Genomic DNA, 11,860 nt, shown 5'->3' on the forward strand with positions numbered 1-11,860 from the left:
GTTTCAAAATTATTGTAACTTATATGAAACTTTATAATAAAATTTAAAGGGGAGGTGTATGTATGAATAGATTATTCAAAAAGATTATTAATTATTTAATTGTAACATTTATGATGTTAGGGTTAATTGGAAATATACCAAGTACTGCATTTGCAGCAAGTAATACAATAGCTGATGGATGGTATTATATAAAGAATGTAAACGCACAAAAGTATTTACAAGTAAAAGACAGTAAAGCGAAAAATGCACAAAATGTAAATATATCAAGAGGTACAAAAGCTAACAATCAAAAATGGTATGTAAAGAATCTTGAAAATGGATATGTAACAATAAAAAGTGCTTTAGGAGAATACATGATTGATATTGCAAATGGAACTGATAAAGATGGCATAAATGTACAAATATATAGTGCCTATTCAGGAAAGGCACAACAATTTGAAATAAAATCAACAGCTACAAAAAATGTATATACTATAGCTACAAAAGTTAGTAATTCCAAAAGAGGTCTAGATGCTGAGCGAGCTAAGAAAGAAGATGGAACAAATGTAATTCAATATACTTTAGGTAAAGATAAGAAAAATCAACAATGGAAATTTGAAGTTGCTGATAGTGACAGTTCTGGAGGTGAATCAGACCCATCAAGTAGTAAGAATAATCTTGGATCTATTGATGTGTATGTAGATAAATTAAATGGTTCAGCGAATAAGATAGGTAGTGTACCTGTAAGGGGAAATGGATTCAAAACAACGACAAGTGCTAAAGATCCATATTCTCCAAAAACGAAACAAGATAAAAATACTTCTAATTTGTCATTGACAAAGAGTTTTAAGGAATCAAATGGTTCCTTAGGAAATAATCCATTAATAACTCAAGGATTTATGGCAGATCCTACTGCCGTTGAATATAATGGTAGATTATATGTGTATGGCACAGAAGATGTTATTGCTTATGATGCTAATGGGAATGTTAAAAATAATTCTTATCCAACGCATACTTTAAAGGTAATTTCTTCAGAAGACCTAGTTAACTGGAGAGATGAAGGCTCTATAGATGTAAAAGCAGTTACTAAGTGGGCAAATAATGCATGGGCACCATCTATTTGTAAAAAGAAGGTTAATGGATCATATAAGTTTTTCTTATACTTTGCTAATGGTGCTAACGGAATAGGTGTATTAACAGCTGATTCGCCAACGGGTCCTTGGAAATCTCCAAGATCTTCAGCATTAGTATCAAGAAGTACGCCAGGATGTTCCGGATCAGAAGTACCATGGCTATTTGATCCAGCAGTATTAGTTGATGATGATGGTACTGGCTATCTTTATTTTGGTGGTGGAACTGATGGTAAAGATAAAAATAATCCAGGTACAGCTAGAGTTGTGAAATTAGGTAATGATATGGTAAGTCTTGCATCAAATCCTGTAAAAATGAGTCCAGCAGGATTATTTGAAGATAGTGAAATAAATAAAATTGGGGATACGTACTATTACTCATATTGCACAAATTTTAGCACAAGTTCTGTAAATAAAGGATCTATATATTACATGGTTAGTAAAAATCCTATGTCAGGATGGCAGCAAAAAGGACAATTATTTGCTAGTACAGGTTCTCAATTTAATGGCTTAGGCGGAAACAATCATCATAAGTTAATAGAATTCAAAGGGAAATATTACATTTTATATCATACTATAGTCCTTGAAAAGAGAGCTTATGGTAGTACAAAAGGATATCGTTGTGTACAATTAGATCAATTATCAGTAAATACAGGTAGTAAGACTTTAAGTGCTAAAGGCACATATAATGGAATTACTAATGGTGTGGGAAATTTAGATGGACGCAAATATATTAATGCATCAACAATGGCATGGAATGGTGGATTAAAAACTAAGTATTCTAATTCACAAAAATCTATGGTAATAGATTCTATAAATACAGGAGATTGGTTAGGTATAAAATCAGTAAACTTTGGATCAAATGCGAAAAAGTTAACTGTAACTCTTGCATCAGATTCAAATGAAGATCAATATAAAAAGGTCGAAGTAACATTAGATAAATCAGTAAGTAATATACATGACCTATACTTTGTATTCCGTGGTGAAGGATATCATGTAGCAGGATGGCAGTTTAGTTAAGAAGTTTGTTATTGATTTAAGTAAATAAAAAGATGTCTTTTTTAAGGAGGTGTCGCATTAGCAGATGAAAATTTGCTTGCGATACCTTCATTTATTATTAGATGAGATAAAAGGTATAAATGGCATATTTATGATATAATAACTAATGTAAGGAAACTTATATGGGTTATCCTTCTTTCAAGGTCAGGTGTTATCAATTGCCTATAGCAATTAGGGATAGAAAGAAGGTGATATCATGACAGAGTTTATCGAGGCACTTTTTATATTATCATTTACGATAATAGCCTTAACTTCTATAGTACATGGAAAGAAATTTTCAACTAGAGTAGATAAAAAAGATGATTCAATTCAGGCTGAAATATCAGTTAATGAAGATAATGATATTAAAAGAAAAAAGTAGCTCACCCTCGCAAAGTTAGCTACTTCGATCTTTAAATTACTCATTTAAGTTATAGGTCAACGATAACACTTGACCTTAATCCTTACTAATATTATATCATACTTTATGATATAATATACAAAATTAATATAAAAGCACGAAGCTTTTTTAGTTGAAGGTAAGATTTCACATTTTGTTTGGAACAATGAAGAAGATAAAACTGTTATGATATGAAGTCAAAATCTTTAATACTATCAATTATACTACATGCATTAAATGATTTAACATTTTTAAATTTTGTATAAGGAGAGGTCGCAGTGAAATTAGGAATAATATCAGATACTCATGGTGTTTTAAGAAATGAAGTAATAGAAAACCTTAATGGATGCGATTATATTATTCATGGTGGTGATGTAGGCGGAAAAGAAATTATAGATAATTTAAGAAATATTGCAGGTACAATTGTTGTTAAAGGTAATAATGATAAAGATCCTTGGGGATGTACTTTACCTAAATCTAAGAAAGTAAATTTAGATGATTTTGTAGTATATGTTGTTCATGATAAAAAAGACATAGAGTATGAGAAATTAGATGATGTAAATATAGTTGTATATGGACATTCTCATAAATATAATGAGGAAAATTATAGAGGTATAACTTTTATTAATCCAGGTTCTTGTGGTAGAAGAAGATTTTCGTTGCCACTTACTATGGCAATAGTAAAGGGAGATAAGGATAATATAAGTGTTGAGAAAATAATTTTAGAATGAAGAGGCTGTTGCAAGTAAAGGATTAGTAGTTACTAATATTAGATGCATTTTATGTTGCAATAGTTAGAGAGCAATTTATTTTGGAGTGAAGATAATGGATACAAGATCAATTTATACAAATAAAAGAAATATTGTTTTATTAGCTACATTATGTTGCTTTTTATGGGGCAGTGCTTATCCATGTATAAAGATAGGATACAAACTATTTAATATACCTACTAATGATATAGCATCAAAATTTGTTTTTGCAGGTATAAGGTTCTTTTTAGCAGGATTAATTGTTCTTGCTATAGCAGTAGTGATGAAAAAAGGTATATTTTCATTTAGTAAAAAAGATATACTTAGAATTTCTTTTTTGGGTTTAGGACAAACATCCCTTCAGTACATATTTTTTTATATAGGAATGACATTTACTACAGGAATAACGGGATCTATAATAACAGGGTCAGGTACATTCTTTAGTATTATATTGGCACATTTTATTTATAAAAATGATAAGATTAACAAAAGCAAGATATTGGGCTGCATTGTAGGATTTACAGGTGTTGTTCTTGCAAATCTTAATAACGGTTCACTACTTAAAAGTTCCTTTTCTTTTAAGGGAGAGGGGTTAATAATGCTTGCAGCATTATCGTTGTCCATATTTTCAATTTATGGTAAGAAGATTACGCAAAAATTGGATGCGTTTATTGTCACAGGATATCAATTAGCAATAGGAGGATTCATATTGGTGATTTTAGGATATGGATTAGGTGGACAATTAGTAGGTTTTAACTTTAAGTCAATAATATTATTAATTTATATGGCATTATTATCCTCAGTAGCATTTTCTATATGGACTATATTATTAAAGTACAATAAGGTTGCAGTTATATCCATGTTTAACTTTTTAGTACCTGTTTTCGGAGCAATATTAAGCGCAGTATTTTTAGGAGAGAATATCTTTGATATTAAATTATTAGCATCATTAATGTTAGTTTGCAGTGGTATATTTGCGGTATATAGATGTCAGGATTAAAATTATTAGCTTTATATTATTATGTTAAAGCAGGTTGCTCTACGTACTAAATCTAGAAGTGATTAGAAGAATGGCTTACTTCAAGAATAAAACCCTCTTAAAAATTAAACTTAATTTTTAAGAGGGTTTTATAGTACAAAGCTACTTTCTAAATTTTTGATTGCAAGGTTTTGGAGGAGTCTTTTTCTTGTTTTTCAGCTATAATGATATTTTGAAATTCTTTAACATCTTTAGCAAGTACACCACTTAGAACTAAAAGGCAAATAAGATTTGGAATAGCCATAAGTCCATTCATAATATCTGAGAAGGACCAGACAACTTTAAGAGCTGTTGTTGCTCCTATATATGATACTAATGAAAAGATGATACGGTATATGATGCAATATTTAGGTTTCTTTACTAAGTATTCAAAAGCTTTTTCACCATGATATTCCCAACCAATAATAGTTGAAAATGCAAAAAGTACGATGCAAATGCTAACTAGTATACCACCAAATTTTCCAAGGACTGAGGAAAATGCCATTATTGTTAAAGCAGATCCTGTGACTAATTCTAAAGAAGCATCTAATGTTCCTAAAACGCCGGAACTTGCAATAGCAAGACCTGTAATTGTACAAACTACAATGGTATCAAAAAAGGTACCAGTCATGTTTATGTATCCTTGACGTACAGGGTTGTCAGTTGTTGCAGCGGCTGCAGTTATAGCCGCAGAACCTAAACCAGCCTCATTAGAAAATACACCTCTTGCAACACCCCATCTTAATGATTGCATCATACTTACCATAATAGTTCCGCCTACGCCACCAGCTGCAGCTTTTGTGCTAAAAGCCATTTTAAAAATAGTAGCAACTCCACTTGGTAAGTTTTTTATATTAAATAAGATTACTAAAATTCCTGCTAATACATAGAATACAGCCATTGTTGGCACTACTACTTGAGAAACTTTAGAAATGTTTTTGATACCACCAACAATGATAAGTAATGCAAGGACAGTTATGATAATACCAGTTATCCATAAAGGTATATTAAATGTTTCTTCTAGAGCAGCAGATATTGAATTGGCTTGTGTTAAGTTACCTATGCCAAAAGAAGCAAGGACTGTGAATAGTGCGAAAAGAAAACCAAGTATATTACCAACTTTTTTATTTTTGAAAGCATGTTTCATAGTGTACATAGGTCCACCAGACATTTCACCATTTTCATTAACTACACGATATTTTATAGCAAGCATACATTCAGCAAATTTAGAACTAAGGCCAAAACAAGCTGAAATCCACATCCATACTAAAGCACCAGGACCACCTAGTACCATAGCTGTAGCTACACCAACTATATTACCAGTACCAATTGTTGCTGCAAGGGCAGTCATAAGTGCCGAAAATGGTGAAATATCACCTTCACCTCTATTTTTACTACGAGCTTCTTTACTAAGTACACTTTTCAAAGCGTATCCTAGATTACGCCATGGTAGAAAATTCAACCTTATTGTTAAAAATACTCCAGTACCGACTAATAATACAAGCATTACTGGTCCCCAAATAAAATCATCAATAGAACTTAGAACTTTTGAAAATAAATCCATAATGTATTCCCCCTTTTCAGTAAAAGAAAAAATTCATAGCATTAGAGCTATTGTAGACAACATCGCCCTAAAACTATGAATTTCTAAGATTTAACTTATCATATCACAATTAGTATAATATGTAAAGCATAGGTGGAATTTTTAGATTATTATACATTAGTGAAGAAAACTATGTAGAAGCATCTATTTAGTAGATTAATTATTCAATGGCCTCATTTTTATGGATAATATATGTCTTAAAAAGAATATCTTCAACAAAAGAATATAAACTGCTTGTTATGAAATATATACCTAATGCAACGGGAGTCCTTAATGTTAATAGAACACTGATTATAACTGTAGTTAGTATCATTTCTTTGTTAGGTGAAGTTTTAGATGCAGCTTTAAAATAAGGAATATAATTTATCAAATTTGGAGCTAACACAATTAATGTATATATACAAGGAATTATAAACAAGTTATCAGGTAAGTTCAAATTATTAATCCAAGGAACCAATATAGTTGAATATCCATAAGGCATTTTTACAAACGTATGGTATAGTGAATAAATTATCGGCATTTGCAGCAAAAGAGTAGTACAACCTAACATTCCTTTTAAACTGTCTTTAGAGTATTTTTTTAATTCAGACTCAAGCTTTTTAGGATTATTTTTATATTTTTCTTTGAGTTTGTTTATTTTTTCTCCTAAAATTTGTTGATTTTTCATAGATATTTTTTGCTTTATTGATAGTGGCATTAGGAATACCTTCACTAATAGAGTAATTATAACTATAGCAATTCCCAAATCTCCAGTGCAGTCTAATAATATATTTAATAAACTTTGTAACATATTTGAAATGAAATCCATTCTTTTCTCTCCTTTTTATTTATGTTATTCTAAATGGTTCATTTCAATTAAAATAGACTACAATATCTCCATATATCATATTTCAAATAACTGATATACTGCTTTGGCTGTCGCATTTTAGAGTACTTCAGTCTTTTAAGAAATAAATTCTTTATTAGTACATATTGAATTGCATGAGATAATTCTGTTTTAAAGATATATGCTAAATAACTAACTGCCGATATTATAAAAGTTATATATAGAAATATATTTAGCAGATTTTCATAATTTAATCGCATTTATTCACCTCACTTAAATTTCAATATGATAATGATTTAATTATAAACAAATATACACTTTATGTAAATACAGTGATAAAATGTATAGAGTATAAAGGAAGGTGGAAATTATGAAAAAGTGGTATGATGAGGAATATGAATTTGAAATTGAAGTTATAGGATTTCTTAACAGTGATCATACAGAACATTATTGCAGAAATGGTGAAGAGATAGGGGACAAGTATACTTGTACTTATGGATGTCCTGTAAATGAAGCAGGTGAGGGAATTTGTTCAAAGGTAATGATGATACTATTTCCAACTATGGAGGCTGTAAGAAGTGGTGGGGATTTGGAAAGCATAGGCGGAAGTAGTAGGTATAGTAAAGACATTGTATGTCCGGATGGCTGTGTTATTTTTAGATTGACAGCAAAGAATCTTGGAAATGAGAATTTCTATAAAGGCAAATTCTTTGGGGAATCTTAATATTGATCTAAAATTAAATTTGGTGGAGTGATGGATTTGGTCGCGGAAGTGATTATAAAGACGGAGTTAACTATTCAAGAAAAGCAGGACTATTTATAGAGAATATACATACACCTGTTGAAAAACAAAATAATTTATTTCTTGATAACCTAGATGGAGATAATTTATTTCATTGTTATATGCAGTGTATTGATGATTGTGTAGAATTCGATATTCCCATAATGGTGCCCTATGCAGAGTATACTACATAGGGTTAACCTCCAATAAGTTTCTTTTCTGTTTGTAAGTCAAAATTAACATTTTTAATAATACACCATGTCTTACCATTATCTTCTGATTGGCATAATAGATAGCTTTTATCGCTATAATAACTTTGATCTGATTGTAGTCGTAGATATAAAAGATAACTTTCTTTATAAGGTGCACTTAGTTTTATTGGTGCGATATTCATAGATTCTTTTTCTAGCAAATTTGAAAGCATGTTATCAAAGGAAATAGTTTCAAAGTTCTTACCACCATTTTCTGTTCTAAGTAATTGAATTTTTTTATCAGATTTTACAGATAAAAATCCAAGGTTCTCATTAAAAAAAGTTAAGTTAATATTATTTATGTCAGCTATTTTGGGAATATCATTATTTATAATAGTATTTTCGTTAATAGTAGGATTATATTTACATAGAGTGTAAGTATTAGAACTCTGGTCGTTAGTTAATAATTTGTAGATAATAGTATCATTTAATCTAAATTCAACTTCATTATCATTTACTGGTTTAGATATTTGTTTTTCAATATTTGACAAGTCGCAACGATCCAAGGATGTAGTTATTTCACCATCAGTTGTATCAATATTATCAGTAATAATATATTTTAAAGAAGGAGCAATCATTTCTTGATTAGGAATAAATAAAGAAATAGTATAGCCAGTTACTGAAGACGTACATAAGTTAGTTGGTTATTTTGTAGTTCCTTTTGAATCTATATATACAATTCCTTTTGTATTAGCAGAGAATGTTCTTTCACCAGAATAAGATATACCATATGTATGTGAATCATAATTACTAGTTGCATATTTCAGTGAGAGAGAACTAAGATTATTGATAAAAGGATATAATCTATATTTTTTGTTATAATTTGCTTTTACATCTTTATTCATTGTTAAAGAAATAGTCTTTGTTTTATTATAGTTATAGTTAATATAAAAACTATCTGTACCACCACGTTCATTCTTTCCATATAATAATCCATTAATTGAAGTAATAGTTCCTTGGTTATTAAAAAATATTTTGAAGCTATCTGAAATATATAAATCCTTAGGTAAAGTAACTTTATTAGAAATATCATTGAATACATTTTTAAATTCATCTGTATAAATATTATCATTACTTAGGTTTATATAAATATTTTTTTCAGGATGAGATAATTTTTTTAAAATATATGGTTCATATTTACTATCATATATAAATGTTTTATATATGAATGTTAATGTTATGATGATTATTATAAATAAATAAGAATATTTCAAGATTTTAGATGATATGTTCATAAATGATTGTTCTCTTTTATATCGTATATAAAGTGAAATTAGAAAGTATGAAATTGTTGAAATAAGACAAATTATAAACAGCATAAAATAGAAAAATGATGTTAGAAAATTTGTATAATATGATTTGTAAAAAAAGTGCAACGTAAAAAAGTAGAATATAATAAAGATAAGTTTATATATGATAAATTTTAGATTGCTTCTCATATCGAATCCTTTCTTTACTCTTGTGTAAAAGAGTCATATAATAAAACATCAATGAAATATATGTATGATATTACATTATACAACATAAAAGTTCAATAAAAATATAAATCAAAATATCTATATTTAAAGGACTAAAGAGATTTATATCTGATGAATATATTGAATCTTTAAAAAGCGAAGGCGTATAAGTTAAAGAAATAGCTTTAAGTAAATATGAAGAATTGATGTAAAAGTAGTATTATAGATACATAGATTCATTACTATTAATTGCAAAGATACAATCTAAAGGAGGTGCATCTAATGGCAGATATCAAATATGAAATAGAAAAAGAATTAGGATCAATATCAGAATCAGCTAAGGGGTGGAAAAAAGAATTAAATCTTATAAGTTGGAATGGTAGAGAAGCTAAATATGATTTAAGAGAATGGGCTCCAGGACATGAGAAAATGGGGAAAGGTATTACTCTTACTGTAGATGAATTGAAATCATTAAAAGAGGTGCTTACCAATATGGATATATAGGTTTTGATGGAATCAATTGAGATATAGTAGTTATTGCTTAAAATAAAAGGAACTGAGATGTAAATAAATCTTAGTTCCTTTTGAATTATTTCCTAAGAATTTAATTTTTACAGTATTCTTTTATAGTTATCTTCTGATTTTAGGTACTAAGTTATTTGTATCAATCATTACTTCATTCTTAAATTATTTAGTAATTGGAATATAAATTTCAGTAATAATTTCATTACCATTTATGGGACCTTTTATATATTTTTCATAGGATTCTCCATTACTTTTATAATTATTTTTATTAATCCAGTCAATTAACTTTCCGTATCCTGCTGAAAGATTGCTATAGCCACCTTGTATTGTTGCTGTAGCATATAATCCACCAGGGAATACTCTTGTACCTTTAAAATGTTCTTTAATAGGTATAGCAATTTCGGTATCATTGGCATTTTCATCAAATTCTGATCCATAGTATATAGACATCGGAGCACCAAGAACTGTTAGATCATTTTTAGTTACAATTTCAAATAACTTTCCAATATATTTACCATATTCATTAACATCCATTACTTGTCTACTACTTAAAATGTTAACGTCCTCTGTATTTACTAGCTTAATATCTATATCTTCTATAAATGACATTATATCAAGACCTTTCTTCAATCTTACAATATCGTCCATCATTTGTTTTTCAATTTCTTTATATTCTGAAATTACATTTTTAATAAGCTCTTCTTTAGCAAGAATTTTCTCCAAAAGAATATTAGGATTTGAGTGTAATATTTCAGAAATTTCATCTAATGAAAATTGGTATTTTTTTAATCGTTCAATCAACAGCATTTCTTTAACTTGACCTATTTCATAATATCTATATCCGGTATCTTCATTTATTTTCTTTGGCTTAATAAGATTTATACTATCGTAATGTCTTAAAGTTCTTGAACTGACTTTACATATTTTTGAGAATTCTCCGATTGTAAGCATTTTAACCTCCTAAATACATTAATTATCTAGCTTTATTTAATTATAAACTTTTACATTACGTAAAGGTCAATAGGAAAATTAGTCTTTATATTTATAACGCAATTATAGTTATGAAATGTAATATATTGCAAGAATTTAAAGGGCATGATATACTGCGATATATAGCATATTTTAACAAAAAAGCATAATAGAGAAAGGGGAAAACAATGAAAAATGGGAAAAGCATTTATAAGTATATTATGGGTACTGTTCTTTTAGTAGTCTTATCTCTTCTAATTGCTATATTATTAAAGAGTTATAAAGGGTATAATATGAAAGATATTTTATTTATTGAAGGAATATTATCATTGTTTTTTGGTATCGGGGCATCTATAAGTGGGGATTCCATGGGATTATCATTACAAGGATTAGGTAGTAGTAATGTACAACAAGTCAATAATGCTAATCTAGAAATTGATAAAAGAGCTGGATATGATATAAAAACTACAGTATCACTTACTTTTAGTAATATAGCTATCAGTGCCAATGGAATAATAATGTTATTAATTAGTATAATTCTATAAATTATAAGCTGTGTATTAATATTAATGCGCAGCTTTTTTCTTGTAGCTTTATTCATTGACAAAGTAATAATATTAAAGTAAAATTAGTTAGGAATCTAACAAATATTTAGAGGTATATTATATGAATAAAGAGTTGCATATAGGTAAGGAGATAGACATTCTATCAAACAAATTTAAGAGAGTTATAAATCATAAGGTTTCTCAGTATGGAGTAACAGGAATACAGGGTAAAATTATTGGATTTATAAGATTTGAGTCGGAAAAACGTGATGTATTTCAAAAGGATATAGAAGAAGAGTTCGATATTAGACGTTCATCAGTAACAAGTGTCATCACGTTACTAGAGAAAAATGGTTATGTAAAAAGAGTATCTGTTATGCAAGATGCAAGATTAAAAAAGTTGGTATTAACAGATAAAGGAATAGAGTTACATAACAAGGTGCATAATGATATTGAGGACTTTGAAGACTATGTAAAAGGTGAATTAACTAAAGAGGAACTGGATAAATTCATGGATATACTTAACAGATTAAGTAAGAGAATTGAAAAATAAAAACAATTCTTTTATATAAAGCTATAAATCTAGCAA

At 28.6% G+C, this 11,860-nt stretch carries 13 protein-coding genes; 8 read left to right on the plus strand and 5 right to left on the minus strand.

The genetic code is table 11. The features are described 5' to 3' along the window. Positions 1 to 62 precede the first annotated feature (62 nt). The 4 genes from KQI30_RS02955 to KQI30_RS02970 all read left to right on the plus strand — a co-directional run bounded on the left by KQI30_RS02955 (position 63) and on the right by KQI30_RS02970 (position 4,296). Positions 63 to 2,129 (plus strand): family 43 glycosylhydrolase, encoded by a 2,067-nt coding sequence (locus tag KQI30_RS02955; protein WP_216461679.1) that lies wholly within the window; start codon positions 63 to 65, stop codon positions 2,127 to 2,129. Positions 2,130 to 2,364: 235 nt separating this feature from the next. Beyond that, entirely contained in the window at positions 2,365 to 2,529 is a 165-nt protein-coding gene (locus KQI30_RS02960) for a hypothetical protein (protein ID WP_216461681.1), read from the plus strand. Positions 2,530 to 2,825: 296 nt separating this feature from the next. Continuing rightward, positions 2,826 to 3,278 carry a metallophosphoesterase family protein gene (locus KQI30_RS02965; RefSeq protein ID WP_216461683.1) on the plus strand — a complete coding sequence of 151 codons (453 nt, stop codon included), beginning with the start codon at positions 2,826 to 2,828 and terminating at the stop codon, positions 3,276 to 3,278. A gap of 94 nt (positions 3,279 to 3,372) precedes the next feature. Beyond that, positions 3,373 to 4,296 (plus strand): DMT family transporter, encoded by a 924-nt coding sequence (locus KQI30_RS02970; protein WP_216461684.1) that lies wholly within the window; start codon positions 3,373 to 3,375, stop codon positions 4,294 to 4,296. Between the two features lie 148 nt (positions 4,297 to 4,444). Here the strand turns inward: KQI30_RS02970 and KQI30_RS02975 are convergent, their stop codons facing one another. Together KQI30_RS02975 and KQI30_RS02980 are read right to left on the minus strand one after the other, a co-directional pair. Further along, the gene (locus tag KQI30_RS02975; protein WP_216461686.1) at positions 4,445 to 5,878 is read right to left on the minus strand and encodes an alanine/glycine:cation symporter family protein; all 1,434 of its coding nucleotides are present in this window, start codon (positions 5,876 to 5,878) and stop codon (positions 4,445 to 4,447) included. Between the two features lie 199 nt (positions 5,879 to 6,077). Then, entirely contained in the window at positions 6,078 to 6,725 is a 648-nt protein-coding gene (locus KQI30_RS02980; RefSeq protein WP_216461687.1) for a YidC/Oxa1 family membrane protein insertase, read from the minus strand. Between the two features lie 388 nt (positions 6,726 to 7,113). On the opposite strand from KQI30_RS02980, the gene KQI30_RS02985 reads away from it, so the two are divergent. After that, positions 7,114 to 7,467 (plus strand): TIGR04076 family protein, encoded by a 354-nt coding sequence (locus tag KQI30_RS02985; RefSeq protein WP_216461688.1) that lies wholly within the window; start codon positions 7,114 to 7,116, stop codon positions 7,465 to 7,467. A gap of 253 nt (positions 7,468 to 7,720) precedes the next feature. On the opposite strand, the gene KQI30_RS02990 is transcribed toward KQI30_RS02985, so the two are convergent. Both KQI30_RS02990 and KQI30_RS02995 read right to left on the minus strand, forming a co-directional pair. After that, positions 7,721 to 8,353, minus strand: a complete 633-nt coding sequence (locus KQI30_RS02990; protein WP_216461689.1) for a hypothetical protein — start codon at positions 8,351 to 8,353, stop codon at positions 7,721 to 7,723. Positions 8,354 to 8,419: 66 nt separating this feature from the next. Beyond that, the gene (locus KQI30_RS02995; RefSeq protein WP_216461690.1) at positions 8,420 to 9,010 is read right to left on the minus strand and encodes a hypothetical protein; all 591 of its coding nucleotides are present in this window, start codon (positions 9,008 to 9,010) and stop codon (positions 8,420 to 8,422) included. 504 nt (positions 9,011 to 9,514) lie between these two features. Between KQI30_RS02995 and KQI30_RS03000 the strand changes: the two genes are divergently transcribed. After that, on the plus strand, positions 9,515 to 9,736 hold the full coding sequence (locus tag KQI30_RS03000) for a YdbC family protein (protein WP_216461691.1): 222 nt from the start codon (positions 9,515 to 9,517) through the stop codon (positions 9,734 to 9,736). A gap of 183 nt (positions 9,737 to 9,919) precedes the next feature. Here KQI30_RS03000 and KQI30_RS03005 read toward each other — a convergent pair whose 3' ends face one another. Beyond that, a complete protein-coding gene (locus tag KQI30_RS03005) occupies positions 9,920 to 10,708 on the minus strand; it encodes a MerR family transcriptional regulator (protein WP_216461692.1) in 789 nt (262 codons plus the stop codon). Between the two features lie 206 nt (positions 10,709 to 10,914). Here KQI30_RS03005 and KQI30_RS03010 point away from each other — a divergent pair, with 206 nt between their 5' ends. After that, positions 10,915 to 11,271: a hypothetical protein gene (locus KQI30_RS03010; protein ID WP_216461693.1), complete on the plus strand. Its 357-nt coding sequence runs from the start codon at positions 10,915 to 10,917 to the stop codon at positions 11,269 to 11,271. Between the two features lie 121 nt (positions 11,272 to 11,392). After that, positions 11,393 to 11,824, plus strand: a complete 432-nt coding sequence (locus KQI30_RS03015) for a MarR family winged helix-turn-helix transcriptional regulator (RefSeq protein ID WP_216461694.1) — start codon at positions 11,393 to 11,395, stop codon at positions 11,822 to 11,824. The last annotated feature ends 36 nt before the right edge of the window (positions 11,825 to 11,860 follow it).

The sequence above is a fragment of the Clostridium bornimense genome, assembly GCF_018917145.1.
Taxonomy (GTDB): Bacteria; Bacillota; Clostridia; order Clostridiales; family Clostridiaceae; genus Clostridium_AN; species Clostridium_AN bornimense_A.